The 15071-nt window shown below is 58.8% G+C and carries 16 protein-coding genes; 10 read left to right on the top strand and 6 right to left on the bottom strand.

The features are described from left to right. Positions 1-109 precede the first annotated feature (109 nt). Positions 110-724, bottom strand: coding sequence for a nucleotide exchange factor GrpE (gene grpE / locus ASB66_RS06545; RefSeq protein WP_060719645.1), 615 nt, complete (start codon positions 722-724; stop codon positions 110-112). 99 nt (positions 725-823) lie between these two features. Beyond that, positions 824-1906: a heat-inducible transcriptional repressor HrcA gene (gene hrcA, locus ASB66_RS06540; protein WP_012654806.1), complete on the bottom strand. Its 1083-nt coding sequence runs from the start codon at positions 1904-1906 to the stop codon at positions 824-826. 287 nt (positions 1907-2193) lie between these two features. Here hrcA and rph point away from each other — a divergent pair, with 287 nt between their 5' ends. From rph to ASB66_RS06515, 6 genes are read left to right on the top strand one after another with little or no spacing between them, the layout of a single operon-like run. After that, complete coding sequence (gene rph / locus ASB66_RS06535; RefSeq protein WP_060719646.1) at positions 2194-2913, top strand: ribonuclease PH; 720 nt, start codon at positions 2194-2196, stop codon at positions 2911-2913. 12 nt (positions 2914-2925) lie between these two features. Beyond that, the gene (locus tag ASB66_RS06530) at positions 2926-3342 is read left to right on the top strand and encodes a VOC family protein (RefSeq protein WP_060719647.1); all 417 of its coding nucleotides are present in this window, start codon (positions 2926-2928) and stop codon (positions 3340-3342) included. A gap of 9 nt (positions 3343-3351) precedes the next feature. Continuing rightward, the gene (gene rdgB, locus ASB66_RS06525; RefSeq protein WP_060719762.1) at positions 3352-3996 is read left to right on the top strand and encodes an RdgB/HAM1 family non-canonical purine NTP pyrophosphatase; all 645 of its coding nucleotides are present in this window, start codon (positions 3352-3354) and stop codon (positions 3994-3996) included. 6 nt (positions 3997-4002) lie between these two features. After that, a complete protein-coding gene (gene hemW / locus ASB66_RS06520) occupies positions 4003-5184 on the top strand; it encodes a radical SAM family heme chaperone HemW (protein ID WP_060719648.1) in 1182 nt (393 codons plus the stop codon). A 40-nt stretch (positions 5185-5224) separates the two neighbouring features. Next, positions 5225-5371 carry a hypothetical protein gene (locus ASB66_RS26660; RefSeq protein WP_234613388.1) on the top strand — a complete coding sequence of 49 codons (147 nt, stop codon included), beginning with the start codon at positions 5225-5227 and terminating at the stop codon, positions 5369-5371. Then, positions 5368-5964, top strand: coding sequence for a class I SAM-dependent methyltransferase (locus ASB66_RS06515; protein ID WP_060719649.1), 597 nt, complete (start codon positions 5368-5370; stop codon positions 5962-5964). Before ASB66_RS26660 ends, ASB66_RS06515 begins: the two co-directional genes overlap by 4 nt. Before the next feature lie 20 nt (positions 5965-5984). Here ASB66_RS06515 and ASB66_RS06510 read toward each other — a convergent pair whose 3' ends face one another. Further along, positions 5985-6902, bottom strand: coding sequence for a DMT family transporter (locus ASB66_RS06510; protein WP_234613390.1), 918 nt, complete (start codon positions 6900-6902; stop codon positions 5985-5987). 197 nt (positions 6903-7099) lie between these two features. Next, positions 7100-8674 (bottom strand): chromosomal replication initiator protein DnaA, encoded by a 1575-nt coding sequence (gene dnaA, locus ASB66_RS06505; RefSeq protein ID WP_060719650.1) that lies wholly within the window; start codon positions 8672-8674, stop codon positions 7100-7102. A 427-nt stretch (positions 8675-9101) separates the two neighbouring features. On the opposite strand from dnaA, the gene ASB66_RS26175 reads away from it, so the two are divergent. Further along, positions 9102-9251 (top strand): hypothetical protein, encoded by a 150-nt coding sequence (locus tag ASB66_RS26175; RefSeq protein ID WP_156629352.1) that lies wholly within the window; start codon positions 9102-9104, stop codon positions 9249-9251. A gap of 356 nt (positions 9252-9607) precedes the next feature. On the opposite strand, the gene rpsT is transcribed toward ASB66_RS26175, so the two are convergent. Together rpsT and mutM are read right to left on the bottom strand one after the other, a co-directional pair. Continuing rightward, on the bottom strand, positions 9608-9874 hold the full coding sequence (rpsT, locus tag ASB66_RS06500) for a 30S ribosomal protein S20 (protein WP_012654798.1): 267 nt from the start codon (positions 9872-9874) through the stop codon (positions 9608-9610). A 226-nt stretch (positions 9875-10100) separates the two neighbouring features. Next, entirely contained in the window at positions 10101-10994 is an 894-nt protein-coding gene (gene mutM / locus ASB66_RS06495; RefSeq protein WP_060719651.1) for a bifunctional DNA-formamidopyrimidine glycosylase/DNA-(apurinic or apyrimidinic site) lyase, read from the bottom strand. 179 nt (positions 10995-11173) lie between these two features. Here mutM and ubiE point away from each other — a divergent pair, with 179 nt between their 5' ends. Genes ubiE through ASB66_RS06480 form a run of 3 tightly spaced genes read left to right on the top strand, consistent with a single transcriptional unit; the run spans position 11174 to position 15069 of the window. Continuing rightward, on the top strand, positions 11174-11950 hold the full coding sequence (gene ubiE / locus ASB66_RS06490) for a bifunctional demethylmenaquinone methyltransferase/2-methoxy-6-polyprenyl-1,4-benzoquinol methylase UbiE (RefSeq protein ID WP_060719652.1): 777 nt from the start codon (positions 11174-11176) through the stop codon (positions 11948-11950). 41 nt (positions 11951-11991) lie between these two features. After that, complete coding sequence (gene ubiB / locus ASB66_RS06485) at positions 11992-13575, top strand: 2-polyprenylphenol 6-hydroxylase (RefSeq protein WP_060719653.1); 1584 nt, start codon at positions 11992-11994, stop codon at positions 13573-13575. A 6-nt stretch (positions 13576-13581) separates the two neighbouring features. Beyond that, entirely contained in the window at positions 13582-15069 is a 1488-nt protein-coding gene (locus ASB66_RS06480) for a sensor histidine kinase (protein WP_081089160.1), read from the top strand. The last annotated feature ends 2 nt before the right edge of the window (positions 15070-15071 follow it).

Here is a 15071-nt window from a genome sequence, read left to right as displayed (position 1 = left end):
ACATTGACTTTACACCACATACAAAAAGCGCCGCGCATCACTGCGCAGCGCTTTTTTGTTTTCGTTTGTCTTTTCGGGAAAACCGGACACCACTTTTCCCTGACAAACTTTAGGCATCGGCAGACTGCGTCGCTTCTGCCTTCGGGCCACCCTTGGCAACGCCAACCATAGCCGGACGCAGCACCCGGTCGCCAATGGTGTAGCCGGGCTGCACAATCTGCACAACCGTGTTGTTGGGAACTTGCGGATTGGGAATTTCGAACATCGCCTGATGGAAATTCGGATCGAATTTCTGGCCTTCCGGCTCGATCTTGCGCACACCATGACGCTCAAGCGTCGAGAGCATCGCCCGTTCGGTCATCTCGACACCTTCGATCAGCGCCGTCAGGCCGGCTTGCGCCTCTTCCTTGGCTTCAGCAGGGACGGCATCGATGGCCCGGCGCAGATTGTCGGACACAGCCAGCATATCACGCGCAAAAGCGGTTACCGCATAGGACTTAGCATCCTTGACGTCGCGTTCGGTGCGGCGGCGCAGATTGTCCATTTCAGCCGCAAGACGCAGAAAGCGGTCACGCAATTCCGCATTTTCAGCCTGAAGAGCCGCCGTCGGGTCATTCTCCTGCCCGGCATCCTCGACAGTCGAATGGGTTTCTTCCTGTACCTGGGGTTCAATCTGCGCGTCTGCGGCAGCGTCAGGTCCGTTTTTAGCTGTTTCGTCGGTCATGACGTTCTCCGAAATACTGTTTCTCGTCCGGCCCCGATATCAGGGTTCGGCGGCAAAAAATCAAGGGTCGAGTGATGATCTCATGTGGTGTTGTAGAGGTCAGTGGCCGCTGCGGGTCATCTTCGCCATCACTTGGGCGGTATAATCCACCATCGGCACGATACGGGAATAGTTGAGCCGCGTCGGACCGATCACGCCGACGGCGCCGACAATCCGGTCGTCGCCGTCGCGATAGGGCGCGACAATCAGCGATGACCCGGAGAGCGAAAACAGCTTGTTCTCCGAACCAATAAAAATTCTGACTCCTGGCCCGCTTTCCGCCAGATTAAGGATCTCGATCAGGCTTTCCTTGCGCTCCAGATCGTCAAACAACAGCCGCAGTCGGTCGACATCCTCGACACCAGCCAGACCTTCCAGCAGATTGGCGCGACCACGCACGATCAGCCGGGTTGGCTTATCGCCCTCGCCACCGGACCAGACCGCCAGCCCACGCTGCACGAGATCCTGCGACAGCACATCCAGCTCACTGGCCACCTGATCCTTCAACTGCACCAACTGGCCACGCACTTCATGCAGCGTCTGGCCGGACAGATGCGCATTGAGGAAATTGGCCGCCTCGGTCAGTTGCGACGCGGTGATGCCCGCCGGGAGTTCGATGATCCGGTTTTCGACCTGGTTAAACTCGCCAACCAGCACTGCCAGTGCCTTGGTCGGTTCAAGCCGGATGAATTCGACATGCTTCAGCACCGGATCGGATTTCGCTGCCACCACCAGGCCCGCACCACGCGACAGGCCAGACAGCATACGGCTGGCTTCGTTGTAGAGCGTCTCCATCGGCTGGTCTTCCGAGGAGCGCATCTGCCGCTCGATCGAGCCGCGATCTTGCTCCGACAGGCGACCGACCTGCATGAAGGCATCGACGAAGAACCGCAGCCCCGTCTGGGTCGGCAAGCGCCCGGCGCTGATATGGGGTGAGTAGATCAGACCCAGCTCTTCCAGGTCGCTCATCACATTGCGCACAGAGGCGGGCGACAGCGACATCGGCAAAATACGCGACAGATTGCGCGAGCCAAGCGGTTCACCGGATTCCAGATAGGTCTCGACAATGCGGCGAAAGATCTCCCTGGATCGCTCATCCAGTGCCATTGACACATCGCCTGCGGTAATTGGGTTTTTCCCCATTTCGCTCATGTTTGCTGCTGCACCTGTTCTTAATATAGCCGCTGATTGACCAATCACAACGGCTTTTGGTGAGGAAGCGCCGGTTTGAGCACCCCATACCGGCTTTTCCTTTGCAAAACCGTCAAACCACTCGTAGAAGGCAGCCAGGACGCCAAGCAGGACTGGAAATGTCCCGGACAGATTTCCGGGCCAGATCTGCCCAGAACGGCCCAGACGGGCATTGAAACAAAAAAAGCGGACAAAGGTTGGTATGCCAACCAAGTGGCTGCTCGACCGAGGAGACGGGAATGCGACCTTCAGGCAGAAAAACCGACCAGATGCGCAAGATATCGTTCGAGCGCAATTTTTCCAAACACGCCGAAGGCTCCTGTCTCGTCAAGTTTGGCGATACTCATGTCCTGTGCACGGCAAGCCTTGAGGACCGCACTCCGCCCTGGCTGCGTAACACCGGCAAGGGCTGGGTGACGGCAGAATACGGCATGTTGCCGCGCGCCACCGGCGAGCGGATGAAGCGCGAAGCATCCTCCGGCAAGCAAAGCGGCCGCACCCAGGAAATCCAGCGGCTGATCGGTCGTTCGCTGCGCGCCGTGGTCGATCTGGAAGCCTTGGGCGAACGGCAGATCTCGCTCGATTGCGATGTGATCCAGGCTGATGGCGGCACCCGCACAGCCTCGATTACCGGCGCATGGATTGCCTTGCACGATTGCCTGAAATGGATGGAATCGCGCAATATCATCAAGGTAGACCGGGTGCTGAAGGATCATGTCGCGGCGATTTCCTGCGGTATTTTCGCCGCCCAGCCCGTGATCGACCTGGATTACCTGGAGGACTCTGCCGCCGAAACCGATGCCAATTTCGTCATGACCGGCACAGGCGGCATTGTCGAGATCCAGGGCACCGCCGAAGGCAAACCGTTCAGCCAGGAGGAATTCCTGACCCTGCTTGGCCTTGCCCAGACCGGCATTGCCGAATTGGTCGACCTGCAAAAACAGGCGATTGCCGGATAAAGAGAGCATCACATGGCCACAAGCATTGAAGGCATTCTGGAAACCTCACTGTATGTCGATGATCTCGACGCGGCAGAGCGTTTCTATGCCGGGCTGCTCGGCCTTGAGGTGATTGTCAGCCAGCCGGGGCGTCATGTGTTCCTGCGCTGTGGGCCGGGCGTTCTGCTGCTGTTTAATGCAGTAGAAACCGTCAAACCCGCAGAACCTGGCGCCCTGCCGGTGCCAGCCCATGGTGCCGTCGGGCCAGGTCATGCCTGCTTTCGGATGGACGGTGCGGCAATGGATGGCATGGCGTCACGGCTGCTAAGCCATGGCGTCGCCATTGAGGCCGATTTTCTCTGGCCGAATGGTGCGCGTTCGATTTATTTCCGCGATCCAGCGGGCAATAGTCTGGAATGCGCCGAAGCCCGGCTTTGGCAGATTGAATAGGATCGGATGATGCGCAAACTCGAGACCAGAACCATTGTCGTCGCCAGCCATAATGCCGGCAAGATCGCTGAAATTGCCGACCTGATCGGTCCCTTCGGCTTTGCTGCCAAATCGGCCAAGGAACTCGGCTTTATCGAGCCGGACGAAACCGGCACGACATTCGAAGAAAACGCTGCCATCAAGGCCCTGGCTTCGGCCAAAGCCTCCGGCCTGCCGGCGCTGTCGGACGATTCCGGTCTGGTCATCGATGCCTTGGATGGCGCGCCGGGCGTCTATACCGCCAATTGGGCCGAGCGCGAGGATGGCAGCCGCGATTTTGCCATGGCGATGGAAAAGGTCGAGCATGCCTTGCACGAAAAAGGCGCGGTGACGCCGGAGAGCCGGACGGCTCGTTTTGTCAGCGTGCTGTGTCTGGGCTGGCCCGATGGCCATACCGAGTTTTTCCGAGGTGAAGTAGAAGGTGTGGTCGCCTGGCCGCCCCGCGGCACATCCGGCTTCGGATACGATCCGGTCTTCCAGCCAGAAGGATTCTCGACCACGTTCGGCGAAATGACCTCGGAAGAAAAACACGGATGGAAGCCGGGCGATGTGCAAGCGCTGTCGCACCGGGCACGCGCTTTCAAGCTTTTCGTCGAAACCTGCCTGAACGCCTGAGGATTTATGGCCGAGCCAACGTCGCTTCTCCTTCCAGACACCGGCGAACCGGGCTTTGGCATCTATATTCACTGGCCGTTCTGCGCGGCCAAATGCCCCTATTGTGACTTCAACAGCCATGTTCGCCACCAGAAGATCGACCAGCCTCGCTTCACGGCAGCCTTCCTGAAGGAAATGGAGACGATGCGGGCCATGAGCGGCCCGAAGACCGTCACCAGCGTCTTCCTCGGCGGCGGTACGCCGTCGCTGATGGATCCAGCTACGGTCGGCGCCATCCTGGATGGAATCGCCCGCCATTGGACCGTGCCGCGCGGCATCGAGATCACCATGGAAGCCAACCCGACCAGCGTCGAAGCCGAACGGTTTCGGGGCTACCGGTCGGCTGGCGTCAACCGGGTGTCGCTTGGCGTGCAGGCGCTCAACGATGCCGATCTGAAATTTCTGGGCCGGATGCATTCAGTCGAGGATGCGCTGAAAGCCGTCCGGCTGGCGCGCGAGATTTTCCCGCGCATGTCCTTCGACCTGATTTATGCCCGTCCCAATCAGACGATTGCCGATTGGGATGCCGAACTGAAGCTGGCGATCTCCTATGCGGTCGACCATCTGTCACTCTATCAGTTGACCATCGAGGAAGGCACGCCGTTCTTCGGCCTGCACAAGGCCGGCAAGATCATTACCCCGGATGAAGAACACGCGGCCCAACTCTACGAGGCAACGCAGGAGATCACCGAGCGCGAAGGCCTGCCCGCCTATGAGGTTTCCAACCATGCGCGGCCCGGCGCCGAGAGCCGTCACAACCTGACCTATTGGCGTTATGGCGATTATGCCGGTATTGGCCCCGGCGCCCATGGACGGCTGACACAGGGCCATGAAAAACTGGCGACTGCGACTGAAAAGCACCCGGAAACCTGGCTTTCGGCGGTCGAACAGACCGGCCACGGCATGGTCGTCCAGGACGCGCTGGGTTCGGAAGAACAGGCCGACGAATTGCTGCTGATGGGTCTCAGGCTGCGCGAAGGCGTCGATCTCGCCCGCTGGCAGCAATTGTCCGGCCGCGATCCAGACCCGGTCCGCGAACAGTTTTTACTGGAACACGGATTTATCGAACGTCTCGGCAATTCCCGGCTGCGCTGCACCCCAAAAGGCATGCTGGTTCTGGATGCCGTCGTGGCGGATCTCGCCTGTTGAGGGACCATAAACAGACGCAAGGATAGAGGGAGAAGCGTCAATGCCCGTAGATGATGCCTTTGCGCTGCATGACATGGCCGTTTTCTATGACAGCTTCAACAGTCATGGCGAAGACGGGGATTTCTACGCTGCCTATCCTAAACGCCCTGCCGAATTCTCGATATCGGCTGCGGCACAGGCTCGGTGACGCTCCGGCTGGCAAAACGTGGCCATCAGGTGACAGGAATCGATCCCGCACCAGGCATGTTGGCTCTCGCAAAAGCCAAAGACAAGGAAGGGTTGGTGCGCTGGATTGCCGCCAATGTCTTCGATCTCGATCTCGATCGAGAGCAATTCGACCTGATCATCATGACCGGCCATGTCTTTCAGGTCTTTCTCGATGATCAAGAAACCCTCCTGGCGCTCACCAATGCCCTTCGCCATCTCGCGCCAGGTGGACAGATGATCATCGAGAGCCGCAATCCGCTGCTGCGCGCCTGGGAAGGATGGACCAAAGCCAAAACCCACAACACAGCGCAGGTGCCTGGTATCGGCCCGGTCGAGGTTTTCTATCAGGTCGACAGGATCGAAGGGGAGCATGTTACCTTTGACGCGACCTTCACGCTGCTGGAGACAGGTGAACAGCGGATCAGTCGCAGTTGCCTGCGCTTCCCCAGCAGCAGCAAGATCGAACAGCTCTTCAAGGCCGCCGGGTTCAAGACCATCGAGATGCTCGGCTGGTGGGATGGCCGCAGCTTTGAGCCGACCAGCCCGGAAATCATTGCGATCGCCAGCGTCTGAGGCGAGGCAGGGCCCAGCGGTCAGGCGACCGCCCGCCGGCGAAGCCGACGCCATAGCCTGCCATCGATGGCGGCAAGGCCGAGCGCGATGAAGACCATGCCGGCCAGATGGCGTGGGGCGACCTGATCTCCCAGCACCAACGCGCCCAGCAGGATGGCGCTGGGGGGAATGAGGATGGTGACCAGCATCAGGTTGGTCGCACCGGCTGTCGACAATATCCGGAAAAACAGCACATAACCGACAGCGGTGGATAGCAATGCCAGCCCCAGTAGAGCCGCAATGCTGTCGAGACCGGGAACGGGCAAGGTCCAGGGGGCATCGACCATCAGCGTGATCGGCAGAAGGACAACCATAGCCGCCGTCACCTGCCCAGCGGCGGGCAAAAGAGGGGCTAGTCCCATCGCCTTGAAGCGCCGCCCGAACAGACCAGCAAAGGCATAGGAAAGTGCCGCCAGCATCACGGCCAATTCGCCCCAGAGATCGGCGCCGAGATGTCCAAGCACGGCAGGACCGATCATAACCGCCACACCGGCAACCCCGATGAGCACACCGGCCAGCCGGTTGGCCGTGAGCTTTTCATCGGCGGTTAGAAAATGCGCGATGATCACGCCGAACAGCGGCGTCGTCGCGTTGAAAATTGCCGCCAGCCCGACCGGAATATGAGTCTGGCCCCAGACGATCAGGGTGAAGGGAATAACATTGTTGAGAAGGCCCATGCCAAGGAAGGCAAGCCAGACCTTACCGCTGCGCGGCACCGGCTGGCCCGACAGACGAACAATAATCCACAGCGCTGCGGCGGCAAGCGCCACACGGGCGGTGACGATGGTCAGCGGCGGCCAGACCTTCACCAGAATGCCGATGAACAGAAAGGAGCCACCCCATAGCACCGAAAGCACCAGCAGCATCGCCCATTCCTGGGCACCCATCTGTTTTTGCATAACCGGCCTCTCACCATGTCTCTTTATCGGAAATGGTTATTGCTCGTTTGGAACAGAGCCGCCACCCGTTTCTTGCGGATTTCCAACCGCGTCCGCTCTGTCAAGAACACGAAAACAGCGCCATTCGTCGGTGATGACAAATGGCGCTGCGATCTACAAAACTGTGGCGGGCCGAACAAGGAGAGGCGACGGTCCGATTACTCGTTGATAAGGCGGCGCAGCAGCTCGATCTCCTGCGACAATTTCTGGTCGCCGGAAATCAGTTCCTCGATCTTGCGCACGGCATGCAGCACCGTGGTGTGATCGCGGCCACCGAAACGACGGCCGATTTCCGGGAACGACCGGGGCGTCAGGGTCTTGGACAGATACATGGCGATCTGGCGCGGCTTGACGATGACCCGGGTGCGGCGGTTGGACACCAGTTCCTGGCGCGAGACATTGTAATGGCGGGCAACAACGCGCTGAATGTCTTCGATACGCACCCGCTTCTGCTCGGCAGCACCGACCAGATGGGCCAGCAGCTCATCGACGCGCTCGATGGTCATATTGGCTTCGAACGAGCGGCGGAACAGCAGCTGGTTGAACGCGCCTTCCAGATCGCGGCCGGAGCTGGCGACATTGCGGGCGACATGGGCGATGATCTCGGCTGGAATTTCCAGGCTCGGATCTTCTTTCTTGGCCAGTGCCAATCTTGTCTTCAGCATGTCCAGGCGCATGTCGTAATCAGGTGCTTCCATCTCGATGGCAACGCCACCTTGCAGACGCGAGCGAACGCGCTGATCAAGCGATTCCAGCTCCCACGGAGCCCGGTCGGCGGCCACGACAACCTGCTTGGCGCTGTCGAGCAGCATGTTCAGCAAATGGCAGAATTCGTGCTGAATGGTCTTGCCCTGCAGGAACTGCATGTCGTCGATGATCAGCAGGTCGATATTGCGCAGCGAGTCCTTCAGGGTCAGGGCATCGTTGTCGCGGATGGCCGTGGCAAAGCGCCACATGAAATATTCCGCCGTCAGATAGACGACGCGCGGCGCCCGAGGGCTATGGATGGCGGCATTGGCGATCGCCTGGAGCAAATGCGTCTTGCCCAGACCGACCGACGAATGGATGAACAACGGATTGAAGCGCACGGCGCCTGCACCGGCTTCGGCAATGGTCTTGGCGGCGGCAACGGCAACCCGGTTGGAGGCGCCTTCAACAAAACCGTCAAACGTGTAGCGGCTGTCGAGCGGCGAACCGAACAACGGTCCCTGTACGGGAGCGCGCTGCGGCGCTGCGGCATTGGCGATAGCAGGAGCCATCTGGCCAATGCTCTGTGGCACCTGACGCTTCTGGGAGGACGACAGGGAAGGCTCGACGGTCCGCTCTTCGACAACCGGTGTCCGGCTATTGCGGCTGGCGCTGCGCACCAGGATTTCGATCTTCAGGATGCTGGCATCTTCCGCCTGGAAAATCGAGGTAATCAGATCGAGGTAACGATTGTTGATCCAGGACTTCAGAAAGGTCGTCGGTACGCTGAGCCGAATAACGCTCTTCGAGGAAGAATGCAGTTTCAGCCGACCAAACCAGCTGGCAAACACATCCGGGCCGACCTGGGCCCTCAGCCGGGCACTGAACCGCTCGAATAGCGCATCGTATCGAACTTCATCGCCTGCCACCGTATCGTCTACCACCGCATTTGGGCCGCCTGTCGCGTCAGGGCTAACGGCCTGATCGATCGTGCGCGCCTCGTCCCCACTGGCTGCCGCACTTGCCGTTACCATCTTCATCTGCATCTCGCCGCCTTCCAATTGTCCACATGTGCCGGCCAGTTGCCATTGCTGGCCGACGCTTCAAGTTCTTGCATTTGACTGCCTGAGACTTCCAACACCGACGTCCCCTCGTAAGGACACCGGTCTCGTCAGGCATTCACCATCATGCATTCTCACAGCAGCCTGCGTCTTAAAGAACGCAAACCATGCTGATCATCATATCTGCCAAATGGAGCTCCTCAATCCGCATTGCCTAATTTAATGCAGCAGGGAATGAGCATATGCCGTTATGACACAGGTATTTCGTTCAAGGCCCTTCATCCTCGTTTATGTCGGGCCAGTCTTTCCCTCTCTTATTCCGAAATTTAAATAGGATGCTTCCAACTTAAGCCGGACACACAAACTCCAACTCCCGTTTCCTGAAATGGAAACGAGTTCCGTATGAGAACCAATGTATGATGAAACGAAACTGAGCCGTTCCGCCCCGAGAGGATTTTCAGAAAAACCAGCTTTTGCAGCTTGTGTCTTTCCGACAGGAGCCAAGATCCGCACCTCTCTTGAAATGCATTTAGGCAGGATCGAATGCCGAGATCAACAATGAATTTTACCTAAAATTAACAGCACGCCATTGACTCCGTCCCGGAAGTTTCTCGCAGCACAAAAGCCAAAAAAGAATCGCTTTTGAATCAAGGAGTTTGGTGGGCTCCATCATTGCAAGCCCTGATATTGCCTGAAAATAAAAAAATCACTTGACTCAAAATCGCACAGTCCTGCCGTAAAGGAAAGATCATCCAAGACGGAGAACCTCCGGCAAGTCATTGATCTAAAAAGGAATATCGTGTCACTGGAGTGACATGAAACCGTAACGTGCAATAGTGATGAAGTGAGAAAAATATCAAAACACGAAAAGCCCGGCTAAAAAGCCAGGCTGATCAAAATGTTAATTTTCGACGAAAATTAGGCGGCGAGCGCCTTAACGCGGCTGGCAAGACGCGAAATCTTGCGCGACGCGGTGTTGGCGTGAACAACGCCCTTGGAAGCAGCGCGGTGCAGTTCAGGCTGGGCAGCCTTCAATGCAGCTGCGGCCAGTGCCTGATCGCCAGAAGCGATGGCTTCTTCAACCTTGCGGACAAAGTTGCGAACGCGCGTACGGCGGCTCTTGTTGATTGCGGTGCGGCGAGCGATCTTGCGGGTCGCCTTCTTCGCCGATGTAGTATTGGCCATGGATGCCTCTCTCGAATACGAACCAAAACTCCACCTTCGCCGCCAAGTCGTTGCGACCTGCAATACCAGCAATTCGGGAGCAATCGTGGAAAGCGATAAGCTTTCCTAACTGTGGCCGGGCATATAGCGGGAAAGAACGGCGTCGTCAACGCGCTTTCTCAACCTTTGTGCCGGCAGGCGCCCGTTCGAAGCGTCACACCATTTTGGACCAAGGCATGAAGGCGCTTCATCTCTGGCACTGTGGGCAATGGAAAGTCGATCGCCCCGCCTGGGTCATGCGCTCAACCGTCCCTGCGCAGCCGGGCGTGCGGCAGGCTTCGCCTTCGCGATCATAGACATTGAAACTGTGCTGGAAATAGCCGAGCGAGCCATCCGCCTGGATATGATCGCGCAGCGAGGAACCGCCAGCCTCGATCGCCTCGGCAATGACCGTGCGAATAGCCTGCGTCAGGTCTTCCAGCGCCGCCGTAGGCTTTCCCTCCCCGTTTACCAGCGCGCGAGCCGGTATTTCCGGCGACAGATGCGCCCGCCATAAGGCTTCGCAGACATAGATATTGCCAAGACCGGCAATCACCTTCTGATCGAGAAGGGCGGTTTTCAAAGGCTGCGCCTTGCCCTTGAACCGGAAGGCCAGATACTCGGCATCGAGGGCATTGCCGACCGGCTCCGGTCCCAGCCCGGCAAAGGCGGCATGACGATCCATGTCAAGGCGCTCAACCATATCCATGAAGCCGAAGCGGCGCGGATCATTATAAATCACCCTCAGAGGACGGCCCTCCGGTCCGCTCAGATGGAAGATCACGTGGTCATGCTTTTCATCGCGGGAGCGCGCCATATGGAACTGGCCGGGCAGGCCAGTCTCATTTTCAGCTTCGATCCGGTAGGAGCCGGACATGCCGAGATGGGAGATAATCGACACACCGTCATCAAGATCGATCAGCAGGTATTTCGCTCGCCGCGACAGGGAGATGATCAGCCGGCCTTGCGTCCTCGCCGCAAAATCAGCTGGCAAAGGGAAGCGCAGATCCGGCCTCCGAAGTTCAAGGCGGGTCAGCCGCCGCCCCTCCATGGATGGCGCCAGTCCCCGTTTTACGGTTTCCACCTCTGGTAATTCCGGCATGAAGGCTCCATGTTTCTATTCCAGTGGCACGCATCATGGTTTAAGGACGAGACAGCCTGCCATGGCATTGCCCTGCCAATATCCCGACGGGCAATTGCAATCGTGCCGCAGACATAGTGCAAGGGACCGGGCTTCGCCAAGGTCGCTGATATAGTTTTAGAGAGAATGGAGTTGAGCCGATGGTCGCAAGCCGCACCTCCGCCGATGGCGGCATGGAAACCTCCTACGGCTTCCGCGATGTGGCGGAAGGCGAAAAGCAAGGTCTCGTCAACGACGTGTTCCACAAGGTTGCCAAGCGCTACGACATCATGAACGACGTGATGTCGGCCGGCATGCACCGGGTTTGGAAGGATGCGCTGATTGCCGCTCTCAACCCGCGCAAGGATGCCAACTACAAGGTACTAGACGTGGCAGGCGGCACGGGCGATATCGCCTTTCGCATCGTCGAGGCCTCGCGCAGGCTTGCCCATGCCACCGTGCTCGACATCAATGGCTCCATGCTGGGTGTCGGACAGGAGCGGGCCCAGAAAAAAGGCCTCTCCGACAATCTCACCTTCGTCGAGGCCAATGCCGAGGCCCTGCCCTTCGAGGCCAATCAATTCGACGCCTATACGATCGCCTTCGGTATTCGCAACGTGCCCCGCATCGATGTGGCGCTGAGCGAGGCCTACCGCGTGCTGAAGCGCGGCGGGCGGCTTCTGGTGCTGGAATTTTCCGAGGTGCAGATGCCGCTGCTCGACCGTTTTTACGATCAATGGTCGTTCAAGGCGATCCCACGGTTCGGCAAGATGATCACCGGCGAGGCCGAGCCCTATCAATATCTGGTCGAGTCGATCCGCAAATTCCCCAATCAGCAGGACTTTGCCGCGATGATCACCAAGGCAGGCTTTTCCAAGGTGTCCTTCACCAACTATACCGGCGGCATTGCCGCCCTTCATTCCGGCTGGAAGATCTGACCGATGCATGACCGAAAGACCGCCGGATTGAAGATCGATTGATGAGCACAGTCAGCGCTTATTTCAGGTTGGCCCGTGTCGGCTGGATTCTCGTTCGCGAAGGTGTCGTCTCGGCGCTGCCATCCGAGGGACTGCCGCCGAGCGTCGGCTTTGCAAAGAAAGTCGCCGCTGTCTTCGAGCGCAAGCGCGCCCGAGGCACGTTGCGATCCGACCGCCTGTCGCAAGCCGTCGAGCGGCTGGGGCCGTCCTATGCCAAAATCGGTCAGTTCCTGGCGACCCGGCCTGATGTGGTCGGCGCCGAACTTGCTTATGACCTGACCGGATTGCAGGACCGCATGGCCTTCTTTCCGACGGGGGAAGCCAAGGCATCGATTGAATTGTCGCTCGGGCGTCCGGTCGAGGAGCTTTATGCCCGTTTCAGCGAGCCGATTGCCGCGGCCTCTATCGCCCAGGTGCATCCCTGCATGGTGGAAACGCCTGTCGGCCTGAAACAGGTTGCCGTCAAGGTGATCCGTCCCGGCGTCCGCCGCCGTTTCGCCGCCGATCTCGAAGTCATGTATCTCGTGTCGCATTTGCAGGAAATGCTGCTGCCGCAGACCCGCAGATTGCGCCCCGTCGAGGTGACGAAAACCCTCGAGCAGACCACGAAAGTGGAAATGGACCTGCGGCTCGAGGCTGCCGCTCTGTCGGAACTGGGCGAAAACACCGCCAGTGATCCCGGCTTCAGGGTGCCGCAGGTCGATTGGGAACGCACGGGCCGCGACGTCATCACCATGGAATGGATTGACGGCGTCAAGATGTCCGATGTCGAGGCGCTGAAAGCCGCTGGCCACGACCTCGATGCGCTAGCCGATACGCTGATCCAGTCCTTTCTGCGCCATACGCTGCGCGACGGCTTCTTCCATGCCGACATGCATCCGGGCAATCTGTTCGTCGATCCCGCAGGCATGATCGTTGCCGTGGACATGGGCATTTGCGGGCGGCTCGGCAAGAAAGAGCGGCGGTTTCTGGCGGAAATTCTCTATGGCTTCATCACCCGCGATTACATGCGGGTGGCGGAAGTGCATTTCGAGGCCGGCTATGTGCCATCCCATCACAATATGGCCAGCTTTGCCCAGGCGATCCGCGCCATCGGCGAGCCCATTCACGGCCAGCCCGCTGAAACCATTTCCATGGCGCGGTTGCTGACGCTGCTGTTTGAAGTCACCGAACTGTTCGACATGCAGACCCGGCCGGAACTGGTGATGCTGCAAAAAACCATGGTCGTGGTCGAAGGTGTCTCACGGATGCTCAATCCACGGTTCAACATGTGGAAGGCATCGGAGCCCGTCGTTGCGGACTGGATCAAAGCCAACCTCGGTCCAAAGCGCATCGTCACCGACATGAAGGACGGCATTCGTGCCGCAGTGCGGGTGGCGGAAGCCCTGCCGGAAATTGCTGCCAAAACCGAGAGATTCCATAGTGAATTGATGCAGATGAGCGAGCATGGACTGCGGTTTGACGAGAGCACGACCGATGCCATAGGCAAGGCGCAGGCGCGGCATAGCCGCTCAGGCCGGCTGGCGCTTTGGGTGATTGCGCTCTGCCTGCTGTTCATCGCGTTTCAACTGGGTCATGGCGGGTAGGATTGCATGTCGGCAACAAACGCAGGTTTCATCCGCTCCAGTCTGTTTGTGCTTGGCCTGGGCTGCCTTCTCCTGGTCAGCTTGATCGGCTCGACCCTGTGGCTGACCGGCAAGACTCGCGTCACCTTCGGAACTGTTGTCGAGGAGCGGGTCATTCGGCGCGCCAGCGCTGACCTGATGCAGACGCTGACCGATGCGGAAACAGGGCAGAGAGGCTATCTGATTACCCGCGATATCGCTTTCCTGACCCCATACAGCCAGGCCATCGGCGAAGTGACCACGGAAATGGACAGTCTCGTCCATCTGCTGGAGCCGCGCCCTGAGCACGCCCCGGATGTCGAGAAGCTGCGCGAATTGGTAAAGGCCAAGCTTGAAGAATTGGCCAGGACCGTCGAGTTGACCCGCAGCGGCGACATCCGCCAGGCCTACGAACTTGTCCGGGCCGGTTACGGCAAGCAGTTGATGGACCAGATCCGCACCGTGCTTGACGAGGTCCGCGACGAATCCGACAACAGGATCGACCAAGGAATTGCCAGTCAGCTCCTGGCGATCGGCTGGTTGCAGGTCTTTACCATTGGTGGGGCCGTCGCCATCGTGATCGTGATCGGCGGCGCAATCCTGATTATCATCCAGCATGTGCGCGATCTGTTGAAGGCCCGCCAGGAGGTGGAGGTTCTGAATGCGGGGCTAGAAGAGCGCGTGCAGGAGAGAACCGAAGACCTGATGCAAGCCAATCAGGAAATCCAGCGCTTCGCCTATATCATCACCCACGACCTGCGCGCCCCCCTCGTCAATATCATGGGATTTACCGCCGAACTGGACAGCGCGCTCCAGACATTGAAGGCCTATGTTCTGGCGGATGGGCAGCCCCTGACGACGCAGCAGATCGAGGATGCGCGGCTTGCCGCCTCCGAAGACCTGCCGGAAGCGATTTCCTTCATCCGCTCATCGACCCGCAAGATGGACGGGCTGATCAACGCCATCCTGAAAATCTCGCGCGATGGACGCCGCCAACTCAAGCCGGAACCACTGGATCTCAAACCGCTGATCGAGACGACGGCTGCCAGCGTTCACCACCAGATCGGCGAAAGCGGCGGACATACAGAAATTTCAACCGAAGTTGCCAGCATCATCTCCGACAGGTTGTCCCTGGAGCAAATTCTCGGTAACCTTTTTGACAACGCTATCAAATATAAGTCACCCGATCGCCCGGTCGTCCTTTCTATACGGGCGGTCTCGGATGGACGGCACTTCATTCGCCTGGAAATAGAGGATAATGGCCGCGGCATCGCTGAACAGGATCATGAACGGATTTTCGAGCTTTTCCGCCGTTCGGGACAGCAGAACCAGGTGGGAGAAGGCATCGGCCTTGCCCATGTGCGCTCATTGACGCGCAACCTGGGAGGTGAAATTACCGTACGCTCCAAGATCGGCGTCGGCTCGACATTTATTTTGCGCTTGCCGCGCGACCTTTCGAAACTGGTAGGGACCTGAGC

This window comes from Gillisella vitis (assembly GCF_001541345.2).
Lineage (GTDB): Bacteria > Pseudomonadota > Alphaproteobacteria > Rhizobiales > Rhizobiaceae > Allorhizobium > Allorhizobium vitis.
Note: the sequence above shows the minus strand (reverse complement) of the source record. Positions and strands in the feature narration are given on the sequence as shown.